Source organism: Halorussus aquaticus (genome assembly GCF_024218795.1).
GTDB lineage: Archaea > Halobacteriota > Halobacteria > Halobacteriales > Haladaptataceae > Halorussus > Halorussus aquaticus.
This window is the reverse complement of record NZ_CP100400.1, coordinates 41,054-56,032: the sequence shown is the minus strand read 5'-3', so window position 1 is coordinate 56,032 and position 14,979 is coordinate 41,054. Positions and strand designations below refer to the sequence as shown.

The 14,979-nt window shown below is 66.7% G+C and carries 16 protein-coding genes, 1 tRNA gene and 3 pseudogenes; 6 read left to right on the top strand and 14 right to left on the bottom strand.

Annotated elements, in window-relative coordinates; genetic code table 11:
* Positions 1–21: 21 nt before the first annotated feature.
* Positions 22–741 (bottom strand): profilin-fold protein, encoded by a 720-nt coding sequence (locus tag NGM06_RS00250; protein ID WP_254268353.1) that lies wholly within the window; start codon positions 739–741, stop codon positions 22–24.
* A gap of 209 nt (positions 742–950) precedes the next feature.
* Between NGM06_RS00250 and NGM06_RS00245 the strand changes: the two are divergent.
* Positions 951–1,632, top strand: a pseudogene (locus NGM06_RS00245) (haloacid dehalogenase type II).
* A 69-nt stretch (positions 1,633–1,701) separates the two neighbouring features.
* On the opposite strand, the gene NGM06_RS00240 reads toward NGM06_RS00245, so the two are convergent.
* The 7 genes and pseudogenes from NGM06_RS00240 to trmY all read right to left on the bottom strand — a co-directional run bounded on the left by NGM06_RS00240 (position 1,702) and on the right by trmY (position 5,478).
* Positions 1,702–2,082 (bottom strand): chemotaxis protein CheC, encoded by a 381-nt coding sequence (locus NGM06_RS00240; RefSeq protein WP_254268371.1) that lies wholly within the window; start codon positions 2,080–2,082, stop codon positions 1,702–1,704.
* Between the two features lie 125 nt (positions 2,083–2,207).
* Complete coding sequence (locus NGM06_RS00235) at positions 2,208–2,549, bottom strand: hypothetical protein (protein WP_254268370.1); 342 nt, start codon at positions 2,547–2,549, stop codon at positions 2,208–2,210.
* A gap of 248 nt (positions 2,550–2,797) precedes the next feature.
* A pseudogene (locus NGM06_RS00230) lies at positions 2,798–3,437 on the bottom strand (SDR family oxidoreductase).
* Between the two features lie 115 nt (positions 3,438–3,552).
* Positions 3,553–3,625, bottom strand: a tRNA-Pro gene (locus tag NGM06_RS00225).
* 61 nt (positions 3,626–3,686) lie between these two features.
* The gene (locus NGM06_RS00220) at positions 3,687–3,992 is read right to left on the bottom strand and encodes a hypothetical protein (RefSeq protein ID WP_254268350.1); all 306 of its coding nucleotides are present in this window, start codon (positions 3,990–3,992) and stop codon (positions 3,687–3,689) included.
* 52 nt (positions 3,993–4,044) lie between these two features.
* A complete protein-coding gene (locus tag NGM06_RS00215; RefSeq protein ID WP_254268349.1) occupies positions 4,045–4,509 on the bottom strand; it encodes a TIGR00725 family protein in 465 nt (154 codons plus the stop codon).
* Between the two features lie 372 nt (positions 4,510–4,881).
* Positions 4,882–5,478 carry a tRNA (pseudouridine(54)-N(1))-methyltransferase TrmY gene (gene trmY, locus NGM06_RS00210; protein WP_254268348.1) on the bottom strand — a complete coding sequence of 199 codons (597 nt, stop codon included), beginning with the start codon at positions 5,476–5,478 and terminating at the stop codon, positions 4,882–4,884.
* A gap of 545 nt (positions 5,479–6,023) precedes the next feature.
* Here trmY and NGM06_RS00205 point away from each other — a divergent pair.
* A complete protein-coding gene (locus tag NGM06_RS00205) occupies positions 6,024–7,187 on the top strand; it encodes a tubulin/FtsZ family protein (protein ID WP_254268347.1) in 1,164 nt (387 codons plus the stop codon).
* Between the two features lie 33 nt (positions 7,188–7,220).
* Here the strand turns inward: NGM06_RS00205 and NGM06_RS00200 are convergent, their stop codons facing one another.
* Together NGM06_RS00200 and NGM06_RS00195 are read right to left on the bottom strand one after the other, a co-directional pair.
* Positions 7,221–7,385 (bottom strand): HVO_A0556 family zinc finger protein, encoded by a 165-nt coding sequence (locus NGM06_RS00200; protein ID WP_205427132.1) that lies wholly within the window; start codon positions 7,383–7,385, stop codon positions 7,221–7,223.
* A gap of 101 nt (positions 7,386–7,486) precedes the next feature.
* A complete protein-coding gene (locus tag NGM06_RS00195) occupies positions 7,487–7,912 on the bottom strand; it encodes a VOC family protein (RefSeq protein ID WP_254268346.1) in 426 nt (141 codons plus the stop codon).
* A gap of 286 nt (positions 7,913–8,198) precedes the next feature.
* Here NGM06_RS00195 and NGM06_RS00190 point away from each other — a divergent pair, with 286 nt between their 5' ends.
* A complete protein-coding gene (locus tag NGM06_RS00190) occupies positions 8,199–9,464 on the top strand; it encodes a LeuA family protein (RefSeq protein WP_254268369.1) in 1,266 nt (421 codons plus the stop codon).
* Here the strand turns inward: NGM06_RS00190 and NGM06_RS00185 are convergent.
* Positions 9,347–10,555: a CaiB/BaiF CoA transferase family protein gene (locus tag NGM06_RS00185; protein WP_254268344.1), complete on the bottom strand. Its 1,209-nt coding sequence runs from the start codon at positions 10,553–10,555 to the stop codon at positions 9,347–9,349. The two genes, NGM06_RS00190 and NGM06_RS00185, sit on opposite strands and share 118 nt — an antisense overlap.
* 202 nt (positions 10,556–10,757) lie before the next feature.
* Here NGM06_RS00185 and NGM06_RS00180 point away from each other — a divergent pair, with 202 nt between their 5' ends.
* Together NGM06_RS00180 and NGM06_RS24085 are read left to right on the top strand one after the other, a co-directional pair.
* Complete coding sequence (locus NGM06_RS00180) at positions 10,758–11,048, top strand: hypothetical protein (RefSeq protein WP_254268343.1); 291 nt, start codon at positions 10,758–10,760, stop codon at positions 11,046–11,048.
* A gap of 56 nt (positions 11,049–11,104) precedes the next feature.
* The gene (locus NGM06_RS24085) at positions 11,105–11,233 is read left to right on the top strand and encodes a hypothetical protein (protein WP_256567950.1); all 129 of its coding nucleotides are present in this window, start codon (positions 11,105–11,107) and stop codon (positions 11,231–11,233) included.
* Positions 11,234–11,294: 61 nt separating this feature from the next.
* Here the strand turns inward: NGM06_RS24085 and aglM are convergent, their stop codons facing one another.
* The 3 genes and pseudogenes from aglM to NGM06_RS00165 all read right to left on the bottom strand — a co-directional run bounded on the left by aglM (position 11,295) and on the right by NGM06_RS00165 (position 14,423).
* Complete coding sequence (aglM, locus tag NGM06_RS00175; protein WP_254268342.1) at positions 11,295–12,587, bottom strand: UDP-glucose 6-dehydrogenase AglM; 1,293 nt, start codon at positions 12,585–12,587, stop codon at positions 11,295–11,297.
* A gap of 159 nt (positions 12,588–12,746) precedes the next feature.
* Positions 12,747–13,154 carry a glutaredoxin family protein gene (locus NGM06_RS00170; protein ID WP_254268341.1) on the bottom strand — a complete coding sequence of 136 codons (408 nt, stop codon included), beginning with the start codon at positions 13,152–13,154 and terminating at the stop codon, positions 12,747–12,749.
* A 337-nt stretch (positions 13,155–13,491) separates the two neighbouring features.
* Positions 13,492–14,423 (bottom strand): annotated as a pseudogene (locus tag NGM06_RS00165) (acetamidase/formamidase family protein).
* 72 nt (positions 14,424–14,495) lie between these two features.
* Between NGM06_RS00165 and NGM06_RS00160 the strand changes: the two are divergent.
* The gene (locus tag NGM06_RS00160; RefSeq protein WP_254268339.1) at positions 14,496–14,963 is read left to right on the top strand and encodes an MOSC domain-containing protein; all 468 of its coding nucleotides are present in this window, start codon (positions 14,496–14,498) and stop codon (positions 14,961–14,963) included.
* The last annotated feature ends 16 nt before the right edge of the window (positions 14,964–14,979 follow it).

Here is a 14,979-nt window from a genome sequence, read left to right as displayed (position 1 = left end):
TTCTTTTGCCGACCGACCTGCTCAGAGCGAGACGCCGTCGAGACTCGCGTCCAAGCCGTCCACGTAGTCGTTGAACGCCGCCACGAACGCCGGAACGTCCTCGGCGAGGTTGCGCACGTCGTGGGCCGACGGTGGCTGGTACTGCGAGAGCAGATAGATGCCGCCCTCACCGCCCACTCGGAGGTACGACGCCTCGCCGTTCTCCCACTTGAGTTCCCACCGGTTGCCCGCGACTCGGGTCCCGTAGGTACCGTAGTCGCCGCCCTCGTAGCGCGAGAGTTGGTGGGCCATCTGGTCGGTCACCTCGCGAACGCGCCCGAGGATGCGCTCGCGCTCGGCCACGACCGAGTCGGTAGCGGACACCTCCGGGAAGTCGGTAGCCACGTCGTCCAGTACGCCGTCGAGCGACCGGACGTAGTCGTTGAACGCCGCCACGAAGGCGTCGTAGTCTGCCAGCGCCGCCGCGAGGTCCTCGGGGTCGGGCGGTTGGTGGGTCGAGACGACGTAGGTCTCGGCCTTCCGGCCCTCGAACAGCAGGAACTGGAGGTCGCCCGCCTCGTACTTGACGGTCCACTCGCCGTCGTCGGTCTCGAAGGTCCGCTTCCCGTAGTCGCCGCCCTGCAGGAGCGCGAGTTCGCGGGCGATTCGGCCCGCGTGGTCGCGGACCTGCGCGACCACCTCGTCGCGGCGCTCGGCGACGTCTTCGGCGGAATCGACGGGGAGGTCGAACAACTCTGTCATTGGCGTCCGGAGGGACGCGAGTGGTAAAAGTCGTGTGAACCCCGGCGAGCGGCGACGTGGTCGGACTCGACTCGCGGTCGGAGGTCGTCTCGGTTTCGGCGTCGGAACCCGTCTCGATTTCGAGTCGAAGGTTGTCCTCGCGTGGGTTCGAAACCCCGCGGTCGCTCGGCGGGAAGCTATTTCGGCGTCCGGGTGGACGTACGCCCGACATGACGCTCGACACCGACGCGGTCGAGGCGATAGCGTTCGACTCCTACGGAACCATCGTGGACGTGAACACCGTCGAAGAGCCACTGTCGGAGTACGTCGAGAACCCCGAGGCCGTCGCCGAACTCTGGCGGAATCGGTCGCTGCAGTACGCGATGGTCGGCAACGCCATCGAGGAGTACCACTCGTTCTACGAGTTGATTCGCCACGCACTGAAGTGGGCACTCGACGCGCGGGGCGTCGAACTCGACGAGAGCGAACGCGAGGAGATTCTCTCGACGTACCACGAACTCGCCGTCTTCGACGACGTTCGGGAGGATGGAGCGACTCCGCGAGGCGGGCTACGACCTCTACGTCGTCTCGAACGGGAACGAGGAGATGCTCGACTCCATGGTGGACCACGCGGACCTCGGCGACCTGCTCGAAGCCACCGTCAGCGCCGACGAGGTCGAGCGGTTCAAACCGGAGGCCGAACTCTACAGTCACGCCGCCGACCGCATCGGAACCCCGACCGAGGAAATCGCCTTCGCGGCCGCGGGGTGGTGGGACGTTCCCGGCGCGATGCACGCCGGGATGCAGGGCGTCTGGGTCAACCGGCAGGACACGCTCTGGGGACCGTACGACGCCGACCCCGACCTGACGGTAGCGACGTTCCACGACCTCGCCGACGAGTTCGAGACCTGAGCATAGGTCGCGTCGAGATAGCGTCGGCAGGTCGGAGGGGACGCCGTACTCCGGCCGAGTCGGGACGGACTACCGGTCTATCACGTCGGGGCGGAACTGCGAAATCTCGGTGACGAACCGCTCCTCGCCGGGGAAGACGAAGACGGTCACGTCGATGTCGTCGGCCGCGAGACGGAGCCGCGACGTGAGATACAGCCCCACGTCCGAGACCGAGAAGATGTGGTGCAGCAGCGTCATCTCGGGGTTCTGGACCGCGACGGGCGCGCCGGTGTCGATGGGCGTGTCGAACAGTTCCGCCCACTCGTCCACGAACCCGTTCGCCATCACGTTGCAGAGTTCCGTCAGCGCGTCCCGGCCCATCTCCGTGGAGACGACCGACTCGGCGTCCTCGACCGCGCGCCGGAGCATGAGCGACGCCGCGCGGTTCGCGCTCTCGACCGGGAACAGCACCAACACGGTCCCCGAGAACGGTTTCTGTACCGGGACGCGCGCACCGGCGCGGTCCTCGACGCCGAACTGGTCGAGAATCGTCTCCGGCCCGGCGTAGCCGATTTTGACTCGCTGGGTCTCGACGGTCAGGTCGTCGGTCGAGACCCTCGGAGTCGGGACTCGACGCCATCGACGCCGATTTCGCCCAGCCAGTTCAGGACCGCGATGGTTTCGAGCGGAATCGAGAGTCGGTCGTCGGTCCGCGGCGACGGTTCCGCCGAGTCGCCGTCACGGTCGGAGACCGAATCTGCCGGTTCGCTGTCGGCGGCTATCGGGTTCGCGGGTTCGAACGCGTCCTCGCGTCGGTCGGACGTATCGTCGCCGCCGTCGCCGTCCCTGTGTTCGTCTTTTCCTCGGCGTTCGTCGTTCCCTCCGCGTTCGTCGTCCGCGCCTTCGTCGCGGCCCGCCGCGTCGCTACCGCGTATCACGGGTCGATGGTCGCGTCGGCGGTGTCCGTCGGACGTTCGCGTTCTACTCGGTGGCGTGGAAATCTCGCGCCTGTGGGGGTCGCCATTTGTCGTCGTTCGTGGATGCTACTGAAAGCACAAAACGTTGTTCGCCGCCGACTTCGGCAGGCTGATACTTCGACGCCTCGCGTCGAAGTTCGAGAACGCGCGGCCCGTGACCGGATTGCTGGAACTCGTCTTCTCGGACCTGCCGCCGTGCGCCCGGTCGCTCACTCCTCGTTCAGCGGATTCTCCAACGCAGCCGGGATCGGTTCGTCTCCGGCCAGAACCTCGAACGTGCGCTCGTGGGTGCTCTCCATCGGGAGCGCGGTGACGAGCGTCTCGGCCACGTCCTCGCGCGGAATCTCGCTGTCGTCTCGGTCGAGGTCCGCGCCGGTTCGAACCCGACCGGTCCCGGCCTCGTTCGTCAGCGACCCCGGCCGGACGATGGTGTACGTCAGGTCGCTCTCGCGGAGTCGCTCGTCGGCCTCGGCTTTCGCGTTCAGGTACTCCCGGAGGGCCTCCGGACTCTCCCCGGGCGAGTCGGCGTTGATGGAACTCAGCATGACGAACCGGTCGGCACCCTCCTCCTCGGCGGTCTCGATGGTGTTTACCGCGCCGTCTCGGTCCACGCCCCACACGTCCTCACCGCCGGACCCGGCGGCGAACACGACGGCGTCGCACCCCCCGGACCGCGTGGGTCACGTCTTCGGTCAGGTCCGCGACGACCGGTTCGGCACCGAGGTCCTCGATGTCCGACGTTTGAGCCTCGTCGCGGACCATCCCCCGAACGTCGTGGTCGCTCTCGGCCAGCAGTCGGGTGATGTGCTGGCCGACCTGCCCGTGCGAACCGGCTACGAGTACGTGCATGAGTGTTTCTCAAGAAGGGTCGCGCTCGCAAGAGGATTGTGACCGCCGCAAAGAACCACCGTTCGTATCGCGGACCGCTCGCTGTCACTGCGTCGAAGTGAAATGCGGGAAGAAGTGGGCGGCGCGAATTCAGAATCGCGGTTACGGCCACCCGAAGGCCGAAGGATACCAAGCTACCCCACCGGCCCGCACGTGGACCAAGGCGCGTCCGAAGTTTAATCCTTCCGGATTCACCCGACCGACGGCGGGTTACGTGGCCCGGTAGAACTCGACCTTCTCGCCGCCGTCGAAGACCGCGCGCTTCTCGAGTTCGCCCGCGTGGACGAGGTACTCGAAGGCCCATCGGTACTGCTCCTCGGCCGACTGCTCGCCGAGGAGCGCCCCCACGTCCTCCCACGTCGAGGACGAATCGGACTGGACGTTCGCCTCGGCCTGCGAAAATATCTCCTCGATGGAGTACGCGGTCGGCTTCTCGCTTTCGAGGAAGCCGTAGACGAGCGCGATGACGTTGTCGTCCGGTTCGGCCTGCTCCCATTGGGCCTCGGAAAGTGGCATTACGAGACGTAGTGGACGAGCGTCCTTGAGCGTTGTCGCGGGGTCGGTCACGCTACGTCTCTCGGTCGGTCCCGCCGTCGGCCTCGGACTCGACGAACGCCACCGCCTCGGCGGGCGAGGAGACGGCTTCGACGCCCGGCGCGTCGTGGGTCCCGAGTCCGGCGGTCGGGCGGTCGAACACGCCCGCGAACCCGAGTTCCGAGAGCGTGCCGACGCCCCCGTCGATTGCGATCACCGCGTCGCCGTTCATCACCACGAGCGCGTTGCGGGCGTGGCCCAGACCGGTGGCGATGGCGGTGTCCACGTGGGGGTTCGCGGCGGTCCGGTCCTCACCGGGGAGGATGCCGACGGTTCGCCCGTCCGCCTCGCTCGCACCGCGACACGCCGCCTCCATGACGCCGCCGAGACCGCCGCAGACGACGGTGTGTCCGCGCTCGCCGAGACGCCGACCGACCTCCTCGGCGGTCGCTGCTTCCGATTCGGTGATGGTCCCGCCGCCGATGACGCTGACTCGCATAATCGGAGTGTGGGCCGGGCAGACCGTGAGGGTGTCGTTCGATACGTCAGGCGAGGCTCCGGTGTCGAGCGGTTGCGGTAGACTCCCGGGTTCAAGCCTGTAGCTCGGTTCTCTCTGTTTTCGGTCGAGACCCCTACTCCGTCTCGTCGATGTTTGCCGGGAAAGAGCTAGCTACTACCGACTCATAGGAGTCACCGCAACCGCGGGCCACGTCCTCCCCAACCGATTGCGGTCCTCGGCCACGGCCTGCGGTCCTCATCCCTCGCGCAACGGCGCGGCGAACGAGCCGCCGCGCCAGCGCGCCGGGTGGTTTTCTACACGGAGTGAATCCAGAGCCGAGTCTTCACTCGCGCGTGTTCTGCTGAGTCACCCTCAGTACGTCGCGAATCCGTCGGTGTCGAGGTAGTTGTGGGCCACGGTAATCGCGTGGTCGGCGTGGAGCAGTTCCGGGCCGAGGCGCACGCGGCGGTCGGCGGCGTCGGCGAGCAGCGACGCCTCCTCGTCGCGGAAGTCGTGGTGGTCCGAGAGGATGAAGACAGGATTCTCTGGCGGTTCTACGTCCACCACGGGGTCGCCGTCCTCGTGGAGTTGGACGACGGTTCCCTCGCTCGCGGCCGCCTCCAGCACCGGCGCGAACCCGCGCTTGGAGACGGAGACGCCCGGCGAACTCTCGGCCGCGATGTGGCCGATGGCCTCGTCCCTCTCCTCCAGCGCCCCGCGAATCAGGGCCGCCGTACTCCGCTCGTCGGGGTTGAGTCGCCGGAGTTCGGACCCCTCGAAGCGAATCGTCACTTCGTCCTGCAACACGAGGTGAACCTGCACGTCCTCCCGAATCGCGTGCGAGAGGAAGAACGCGGAGTTGACGCACCGACACAGCACGTCGAGGCGGCCAGCACCGCCAGCGAGGTCGTCGAGCGAAAAGTCGGGGGTCGTCGGGGCGTCGTGACCGAGGACGATGAACTGACGCATGGGGTCGAATTTCGTCGGAGACGTAATATACTGTCTGCTATAGCCCGCCGAACATCCGAGTACAGCAGGCCAGACTCTGACGACGAGACGGACCCCACGCGGACTGGCGACCCACGAAACGACAACTGAACGTGGACGGGTCGAGGGCGATACAGCGTTCATCCAGTTAGAGCAAAGTCTGCACGCTAAATGGAGAAGAGACGTTTCGAGTGATTCAGGTGCGGTCGCCATCTCGATTGCGTTCGTTTTAGGCAACGATTACGCGTTACTTGCGGCGAAGAATCCGGTGACTGCGGCGAGAACTCCGACGGCAGTTCGGAGTACACGAATCGCTCGTTCTTTCCGTGGAAGAGTCGACCTGACCGACGAAGTCGCGTTCCCGGAGACTCGACGGGACTCGTGTGGTACCGCCTGAAACCCCGTGTGACGCCGCATAACAATAGGAAAGTCTCCCTACGGTTGGAGGTACAGCCGATAGGCCCGGCGCGACGCGCGGTCAGTCGCCGGGTAACTCGCGGAGATCGGCGTTAGGGAGGCACCAAACTATGAAGCTCGCAATGATCGGATTCGGGCAGGCTGGCGGTAAGATCGTGGACAAGTTCGTGGAGTACGACCGGGGAACGGGAAGCGACGTCGTCCGGTCGGCCATCGCAGTCAACACCGCGAAGGCGGACCTCGCGGGACTCGACCACGTCCCCGAACGCAATCGCGTCCTCATCGGGCAGGCCCGCGTGAAGGGACACGGCGTCGGCGCGGACAACGAACTCGGCGCGGACATCGCCGAGGAGGACATGGACGAGATTCAGGGGGCCATCGATCAGGTCCCGGTCCACGAAATCGACGCGTTCCTCGTGGTCGCGGGCATGGGCGGCGGGACGGGGTCGGGCGGCGCGCCGGTCCTCGCCAGCCACCTCAAGCGCATCTACACAGAACCCGTCTACGGACTGGGCGTCCTGCCCGCCGAAGACGAGGGCGGCATCTACACCCTGAACGCCGCGCGGTCGTTCAAGACCTTCGTGGACGAGGTGGACAACCTCCTCGTCTTCGACAACGACGCGTGGCGCGAGACCGGCGAGTCTGTCCGGGGCGGCTACGACCGCATCAACGACGAGATAGTTCGGCGGTTCGGCATGCTCTTCTCGGCCGGGGAAGTGCGGGCGGGCCAGAACGTCGCCGAGAGCGTCGTGGACTCCAGCGAGATCATCAACACGCTCTCCTGTGGCGGCGTCTCGACCATCGGCTACGCGACCGAGCAGGTCGAGACCGCGAGCGGCGGTCTGCTCGGCCGGTTCTCGGACGAGCAACTCGACGCGACCGAGACCACCAATCGCATCACCAGTCTCGTCCGGAAGGCCGCGCTCGGGCGTCTCACGCTCCCCTGCGAGGTCCGAAGCACCGACCGGTCGCTGGTCGTCGTCGGGGGACCGCAGGACTACCTCAATCGAAAGGGGATAGAGCGCGGCCGCAAGTGGTTGGAGAACGAGACCGCGAGCATGGAGGTCCGGGGCGGCGACTATCCGATGCAGGGCACCGACCACGTCGCGGCGGTGACGCTGCTGTCGGGAGTCACCGACGTTCCGCGAATCAAGGACCTCCAAGGCGTCGCCGTCGAGACGCAGGACAACCTCGAAGACATCCGAGAGGAGAGCGAGGAGAATCTGGAGAGTCTGGTCAGAGACGACGGCGACGAACTGGAAGCCCTGTTCTGAACCGGTAGACACCGAGAGAACGCGACGACGAACTCACCAGACGCGGGCCGCGGGCGTCCCGCAGTCTTCGCAGACGACCGCGTCGTCACCCTTGAACTGCTCGCGCGCGAGCGTTCCGGAGGCACACCAGCGACAATCGTCACCCGCGAGCGTGACGAGCAGCGGTTCGGCCGCGTCTTCTGAAGCTACGTGTTGCATCGTTCGGAACAGAACGACACCGGATAATGAAAGTGTCGGAACTGTAATGGCAACTGACACGCGAGGCGAAACGGCGAAGCGAGTCGCCCGTCGCCGCGCAACTACGACTCGATGAGTTCGACGAGGTTGTCCTCCGGGTCGCGGAGGAACAGGATTCGCGTCCCGCTCTCGGTCGTCCGGGGTTCGCTGAGCGTTTCGACGTCCGTCGGCAGTTCCTCGTAGAATCGGTCCAGGTTCTCGACGGAGAGACCGAGATGTTTCGCGCCCGGTCGGTTGACAGGTTCGGTGTCAGGGTCCGTCCCCTCGTCCTCCGGTTCGTACTCGACGAGTTCGACGCGGGCCGACCCGGCGTCGAGATGCGCGAAGTCGCCGGTCGCGCCCTCGACGCCGACGCCCTCCGAGAACGCCTCACCCGAGACGGTGAAGCGGTCGAGCACGTCGAGACCGAGTACCTCGCGGTAGAACTCGACCGCCCGGTCGAGGTCGGTCACCGTCACGCCGAAGTGGTGTGCGGATACGTCTGGCATACGTAGCGGATTGTGAGGAGTCCGGAAAGTGCTGTCCCTTTCGCCCGTGAGACGGTCGGGCGATGGTTACGCGCTCTCGCCGATTCTCTCGGGACCGCCGACGTCCCGTCACCTGCTCGTAAGCGTACGCGATTTCGAAGAGACGCGGTTCGGCGAACTCCCGGCCCGGCGGTTCGACGCCGACCGGGAGGAGTCGCTGTGTCGGTCCGACGGAACCGACCCGCCCCGACCGGTGCCCGTTGCCGCTTGGAAAAATCCTAACCGGGATGTTGGTGATTGGTACCGTATGACTATCACGTTCAAGGACCTCACGCTGCGGGAGGGGTCGCAGGTGCCGGGCCTCGAAATCACCGACGACGTCGGCAAGCGCGTCCTCGAGGGACTGGCGCGCGTGGACGTCGGCCGGGTCGAGGTGTCGTTTCCCCGCGCCGCGCCGCGCGAGGAACTGTACCGCCACGCGGAGTCGCTCGGCCTGCGGACGGCCGCGCTCGCTCGGGCCGTCCCGGCCGACGTAGACGCCGCCCTCGACGTCGAACCAGACGAAATCGAGGTCATCGTCAACAGTTCGGACGTCCAACTCGAACACGCGCTGGGGAAGACCCGCGAGGAGTCGCTGGACCTCCTGCGGGAGAACGTCGAGCGAGCGGTCGAGGGGGGCGTCGCGGCCGGTGCGACGCTGATGGACGCCGTGCGGGCGGACAACGACCACCTCCGAGCGGAGGCGCGGGTGGTCCGCGACGCTGGCGGCCGCCACGTCACGCTCGCGGACACGACGGGTGCGGGCGACCCGGAAGCGGTCCGGGAGACGGTCGCCGCGGTCACAGACGAGGTCGGCGGCGAACTCGCGGTGACGATTCACACCCACGACGACATGGGTGTGGCGACGGCCAACGCCGTGGCCGGGGTCGAGGCGGGTGCCGATAGCGTGGACGCCACGGTCGGCGGCGTGGGCGAACGCGCCGGAAACGCGCCGCTGGAGGAGGTCGCGGTCCTCGGCAGCGAGCACGGCGACGACGTCGCGCTGGAGTTGACCGAACTCGTCCCCGCCTGCCGAGAGATTCTGGATGCGCTCGACGTGGACTACGAGGGCAAACCCGTGCTGGGCCGAGAGGGGTACCGCCACGAGAGCGGCCTCCACACCGCGGCGATGCTCCGCGAACCGAGCACCTACGAGCCGTTCGACCCCGAGCGGTACGGTGCCCAGCGGGAGTTGCTGTTCGGCCGCGGAACCGGCCGCGGCGGGGTCCGGGCCCTGCTCGACGCGGCCGGACTGGAGGCGACGGACGAGCAGGTCGCCATCGGCCGGGAAGCGCTGCGAGACGCCGCCGCGGAGCGGGAGAGCCGCTGTCCCGCGAGGCCGCAGCGGAGGTCGTGGCGGAAGCCGTCGAATCCTGACTCCGCAGTCGACTGTCTCCGCGCTTCGTCCGCGAATCCCTACTCGCTCCCGAACGCGCCCCGGTTCCGAAGCGCCGCGATGGCGTCGTCGTCGAGTCCGGCAGTGCGCAGGATTTCCTCGGTGTGTTCCCCGAGTTCCGGCGGGTCGAGTCTCTGAGCCGGTGCGATTCCGTCGCCGTGAACGGGCGTCATCACCGTCTGGAGCGACTGGCCGTCCTCCGCGGAGTCGAACTCGGCCAGCAGGTCCACGGCGTCGAGGTGGTCGTCGTCCACGAGGTCGGACGGGTCGTTCACCGGCGCTGCGGGGACGTCCTCGGCCAGCAGCGCCGCCAGCACGCTCTCGCGGTCGCGGTCGCGCAGTTCCTCGGCGACGGTCTCGGTCAACTCCGCTTTGTGGTCGAGTCGCGACTGGGACGTGTCGAATCGCTCGTCGGCGAGCAGGTCCTCCCGGTCGATGGCGCGACAGAGCGCCGGCCAGTGGCGCTCGGTCGTCACGCCGAGGAACAGCCAGTCGTCCTGGTCGCCGACGCGGAACACGTCGTACAGCGCCCACGTGGGATGGGACGCGCCGAGCGACGGGTGGTCGCGACCGTACCGGTCGGCGTAGGTTATCCAGTACCCCATCCAGGAGGCTACCGCCTCGAACAGCGGACCGTCCACTCTCCGGCCCTCGCCGGTGCGTTCCCGCTCTCGGAGCGCGACGAGTACCCCCATCACTCCGTACATCGCCGCGCCCATGTCCGCGATGGACGTGCCGACGCGGACCGGTTTGCGACCGGGTTCGCCGGTCATGCTCATCAGGCCGGACATGGCTTCGGCGACGACGTCCATCCCGGCCCGGTCGCCGTACGGTCCGTCGAGGAATCCCTTGATGGAGAGGTAGACGAGTTCCGAGTTGCGCTCGCTCAGTTCGTCGTAGCCGATACCCAGTCGGTCCGCGACGCCGGGACCGAGGTTCTCGACGACGACGTCCGCCCGGTCGGCGAGGTCCAGGAACGCCTCGCGTCCCGCGTCGCTCTTGAGGTCGAGTTCGATGGAGCGTTTGTTACGGTTCAGCGCGTCGAACATCGGCGGCCCGGCCTCGCCCGCGCTGCGGAGGACGTCACCGCTACCGGGTCGTTCGACCTTCACGACTTCGGCACCGAGGTCCGCGAGCATGACGCTGGCGAACGGTCCGGCGACGATGTTCCCCAACTCCAGTACAGTAACGTCCGCGAGCGGTTGACTGTCGTTCGTGTCGGTCCCCATTGGATGCGGGTTGTTAACCCGCCAGCATAAGTGTTCGTCCGGCCACTGCAACCACCGCCGCGCGAACTGCGAGCTCGGGACGGGTCGCTCTACCAGTCGGTGGAGTTCGGGACGGTGGGGTCCATCAATCGGAGGGGACGTTGGGCGTGTGGGTCCGTCGGTCGGAGGAAAGCGTTTGTCGGTGGACGCCGTGGGTCGCGGTATGGACGCGGACCCCGACGCCATCCGCGAACGCCTGCAGGTCGTGCACCTCGACGAACCACTCTCGGTCAGCGAGGAAGCGGTACTGTACGCGGAGGACCCGCAGACGGGGTGTATCGGGTTGGGCGAGGTGGAGGCCGAGGCGGTCGGGAACGCGGTCTCGGTCGTCGTCCGATACGAACGCGACGAGCGTAGCGGCCCGCCGTACGTCAAAGCCCCCGGCCGGGTCGTCCGGAAATCGTGGGGGCGAGACCGGACGGGCGTACTCAGCAGAGTCCGGGACCTCCTGTGAGCCATCAGTGACGTGAGAGCGCGAGAGGAGGAGCGAGCGGCGCAGGTCACTTTCGGATGATGTACACCAGCGGCGATGGGTCGGTGACGGTCGGGTATCCGGGCACGTACCGTGTCGGGGGCCAGACAGTAAAGGTCTCCGAGAGTGCGGTCGAGAACGGCGGTAACGTCAGCGTCGGCGCGTAGTCAAGCCGTCTCTTTTCGCGACTCCACCTCTACTCGTGTCTCTACACAGTTTTCGCGTCCGTCACCACGTGAGTCCTTCGTACGTGATACCGTCGCGGCGCTCCACGACGCGACGACCGTCCACGACCACTGGGTTCGCCATCGCGTCGAACGCCGAGTCGAGGGCGGCGAACTCGTCCCAGTCGGTCACGACCACCGCACCCTGCGCCCCGTCGAGTGCGGCCTCCGCGGAGGATGCGTACTCGACGTCGGGGAAGCGCTCGCGCATGTTCTCGGTCGCCACGGGGTCGTAGGCCGCGACGTCGGCGCCGCGCTCGCGGAGACCTTCGATGACGGGTATCGCGCGGGAGTTGCGCACGTCGTCGGTGCCGGGTTTGAACGCGAGTCCGAGGACAGCGACGCGCTTCCCGTCCGGGTCCAGATGGACGTCGAGCAGGTCGAGCAGTCTGTCGGGTTGTTTCTCGTTGACCTCGACGGCGGCCTCCAACAGGGCGGGTTCGTAGTCGGCGTCGCGGGCGGCGGCGACGAGCGCCGACACGTCCTTCGGGAAGCAGCTCCCGCCCCACCCGACGCCCGACCGGAGGAATCGCTCCCCGATGCGGTCGTCGAGTCCGATGGCTTCGGCCACCTCGTAGGCGTCTACGTCGTACTCCTTGCAGATGTTTCCGAGTTCGTTGACGAGACTGACCTTCGACGCGAGGAAGGCGTTGTTGGCGTACTTCATCATCTCGGCCTCCCGAATTCCGGTCTCGACCAGTTCGGCGTCAGACTGGTCGAGCAAGGGCGCAAAGACCTCGCGGAGGCGCTCGCGTGCGAACTCGGTCCGGGTTCCGAACACGACCTTGTCGGGGTCGCGGAAGTCCGCGACCGCGCTCCCTTCCCGGAGAAACTCGGGGTTCATCGCCACGTGGAGGTCCTCGCCGAGTGTTTTCCCGGAGGCGTCGGCGAGTATCGGTGCGACGGTCTCCTCGGTCGTTCCGGGGACGACCGTGGACTTGACCACGACCAGATGCGGGTCGTCCTTCGAGGCGAGTGCGTCGCCCAGCGACCGGACGCCCGCTTCGAGAATTTCGAGGTCGATACGGCCGTCGTCGCCCGTAGGCGTCGGCAACGCGAGGAACGTCACGTCGGTCTCGCGTGTGGCGGCGTAGTCGGTCGTCGCTCGCAGGCGGTCGCCGCCGTGTTCGGTGACCAGTTCTTCGAGACCGGGTTCGTGGATCGGGGCTTCGGCCGCGTTGATGGCCGCGACGACTTCCTCGTCGATATCGACGTTCGTCACCTCGTGGCCGTAGTCGGCGAAGCAGGCGGCAACCGTAGTGCCGACGTAACCGCTTCCGACGATACTGAGGTTCATTACTGGATAGGTCAGCGTTCGCCTCCTTGAGCGTTCGGATACGTTCGACCGTTTCCGTGGAGTTGGAGGGGATACGAGAACATCACAGGTCGTTCGTGGCGGGAACGCACCGCAGAAACTCCGCCGGTACGTCGAGGTTCCGGAAAACCGGGACGGACTTTAGAAAGGCGCGTCGACGCTGGTGTCGTTACCAGTAGCGGTCCCCGTATCAGCCTTCCTCCCGTCGGCGTTCAGGGTCTCTGCGAGGTCACCGCGTTCTTCGAGTTCGACGAGGATGTCGCTCCCGCCGACGAACTCGCCGTCCACGAAGGTCTGGGGGATGGTCTCCCAGCCGCTGTGCGCCTCCAGCGCCTCGCGGAAGGCGTCGAGGTTCTGAAGCGCGTCGACCGTCTCGACGTCGTCGCGGTACCGGCGGACGAGTCCGAGCGCCCGCTTCGAGTAGCCGCACTGCGGCATCCGGGCGTCGCCTTTCATGAAGAGGACGACCTCGTTCTCCTCGATAGCCTCGTCCACGCGCTCAGGGACTTCGTCAGCGTCCAGTCCTCGGTCGGTCGGGTCGAAAGTCATGCTGGCAGTACGTCCCTCGTGAGGCGTCATAGAGCTTGGGTCGATAGACCCGTGATTTCCCTCACGCGTATTCAGGTATTGGCTGACCGGCATCGGTTCTGACGAGTCCGACTCCGGAACGACTCGAAGAGCGAACGGATTTTGTTCGTCTCCTTAGAACGGTCTCTGCGAGAGACAATTAGGTGATAGAACTCGTCGCGCGTACGGATTCATCGTTCACTGTCGGGGAAGCCCTGCGGCGGATGCAGCAGTGAGCCGAAGGGCACTAGAACGCAGAAACGAAGCCGAGCACGGAGACGACGCGGCCGGGGAGTAGGGTCGAACTGCAGTCGCCGCGTCAGAACGGGTTCGAGAGGTACTCCTTCGGAATCGCGTTGCGGGCGGTCACCAGCGGGTCGACAACCTGACTGATCTCCAGACCGCCGACGAGGCTCGCGAACATGTAGGCGTCGGTCGCGTCGAAGCCGTGTTCCCGGCCGAGCAGTTCGACGAGGTCGACGTGCGCCAGTTCGCAGGCGTCTTCGAGCGTCTCGGCGCTCGCGACGGTCTTCCACGCGTCGCCCGCGTCGACGAGGGGTCGCTCCAACGAGACGGCCGGGTCGGAGACGACGTCGAGGGTCACGTCGACCGCCGTGCTAATCTCGGCTCCGGTCCCGCACATCTCCCCGTCGGCCATGGCGGCCTTCGCGTCGCCCATCGCCAGCATCGCGCCCTCCTGGAACACCGGGAAGTAGATCGTCGACCCGGTGGTGACGTCCGTCGTGTCGAGATTCCCGCCGTGGTCGTGCGGAACGAGGGTCGTGTATGACTCGGAGGCCGGTGCGACGCCGATGGTCCCGATGACCGGCTGGATGTCGACGTCGATTCCCCGGAAGTCGATGCTGTCGCCGTCGACGGGCGTAATCCTGGTCCGGGGTTCCTCGATGCGGTCGTCCTCGTGGAGGAACCCGAAGCCGGGAATCGTCGTCACCCGGTCGCGGTCCTCGGTCACCCGGACGTCCTCGATCTCGACCGCGAGGACGTCGCCCGGTCGGGCCCCTCGACCGCTATCGGTCCCGTCGCACCGTTCACCTCGTCGGGGACCTCGTCGATGACGGTCGACTCGTCCTGTACCGCGCCGCCGAGGCTGTCTATCGTCTCGATAGTGAGCGACTCGCCGTCGGTCGCGGTGTACGCGGCGTCGAGGTCCGGGGTGAACTCGAAGACGAGACTGTCGTCGTGTGAGACTGTTTGCCGAGGTTTCGGCGGTTCTTGTCCGCCGCCCGTTATAACTCTGGGGAACGGCCGTTCTATCGCGTTTCTCGGAGGAACGTTCTTGTCACGCGTCTCGTATGTGGGGGTATGGACGGAACAGGAACGGTCGTGGCGATTCACACCGCTCCCGAAGCGGAGGCACCGATGCGGTCCCGGGACGAGGTGGAAGCCGTCGCCGGGGAGGGACTTCGAGGCGATCGCTACTTCGAGGGTATCGGTACCTTCTCCGATGTCCAGGGCGGCGGCCGGGAAATCACGCTCACGGAATCCGAGGCGATCGAGGCGATCGAACGCGAAGCGGGGATCGCCGTCGACTTCGACGAGCACCGCCGGAATATCACGACCCGCGACACCGCCCTCAACCATCTGGTCGGCGAGCGGTTCCGCGTCGGCGAGGCCGTCTGCGAGGGCGTGCGACTCTGTGAACCGTGCGACCACCTGCGCCGGTCCACCGTCGACGGCATCGAAGACGCTCTCAAACATCGCGGGGGACTGCGTGCCGACATCGTCGAAGGCGGCCCGATTCGTATCGAGGACTCGATCGAGCCCCTCTGACCGCCTCCGATGGTCT

What these genes read in the sequence shown, in the direction of transcription:
- NGM06_RS00215 (WP_254268349.1), bottom strand. Translation starts at nt 4,509, where the DNA reads ATGCGAGTCAGCGTCATCGGCGGCGGGACCATCACCGAATCGGAAGCA.
- NGM06_RS00170 (WP_254268341.1), bottom strand. Translation starts at nt 13,154, where the DNA reads ATGACTTTCGACCCGACCGACCGAGGACTGGACGCTGACGAAGTCCCT.
- NGM06_RS00200 (WP_205427132.1), bottom strand. Translation starts at nt 7,385, where the DNA reads ATGCAACACGTAGCTTCAGAAGACGCGGCCGAACCGCTGCTCGTCACG.
- NGM06_RS00220 (WP_254268350.1), bottom strand. Translation starts at nt 3,992, where the DNA reads ATGCCACTTTCCGAGGCCCAATGGGAGCAGGCCGAACCGGACGACAAC.
- NGM06_RS00250 (WP_254268353.1), bottom strand. Translation starts at nt 741, where the DNA reads ATGACAGAGTTGTTCGACCTCCCCGTCGATTCCGCCGAAGACGTCGCC.
- NGM06_RS00205 (WP_254268347.1), top strand. Translation starts at nt 6,024, where the DNA reads ATGAAGCTCGCAATGATCGGATTCGGGCAGGCTGGCGGTAAGATCGTG.
- NGM06_RS00185 (WP_254268344.1), bottom strand. Translation starts at nt 10,555, where the DNA reads ATGGGGACCGACACGAACGACAGTCAACCGCTCGCGGACGTTACTGTA.
- trmY (WP_254268348.1), bottom strand. Translation starts at nt 5,478, where the DNA reads ATGCGTCAGTTCATCGTCCTCGGTCACGACGCCCCGACGACCCCCGAC.
- aglM (WP_254268342.1), bottom strand. Translation starts at nt 12,587, where the DNA reads ATGAACCTCAGTATCGTCGGAAGCGGTTACGTCGGCACTACGGTTGCC.
- NGM06_RS00190 (WP_254268369.1), top strand. Translation starts at nt 8,199, where the DNA reads ATGACTATCACGTTCAAGGACCTCACGCTGCGGGAGGGGTCGCAGGTG.
- NGM06_RS24085 (WP_256567950.1), top strand. Translation starts at nt 11,105, where the DNA reads ATGATGTACACCAGCGGCGATGGGTCGGTGACGGTCGGGTATCCGGGC.
- NGM06_RS00160 (WP_254268339.1), top strand. Translation starts at nt 14,496, where the DNA reads ATGGACGGAACAGGAACGGTCGTGGCGATTCACACCGCTCCCGAAGCG.
- NGM06_RS00195 (WP_254268346.1), bottom strand. Translation starts at nt 7,912, where the DNA reads ATGCCAGACGTATCCGCACACCACTTCGGCGTGACGGTGACCGACCTC.
- NGM06_RS00180 (WP_254268343.1), top strand. Translation starts at nt 10,758, where the DNA reads ATGGACGCGGACCCCGACGCCATCCGCGAACGCCTGCAGGTCGTGCAC.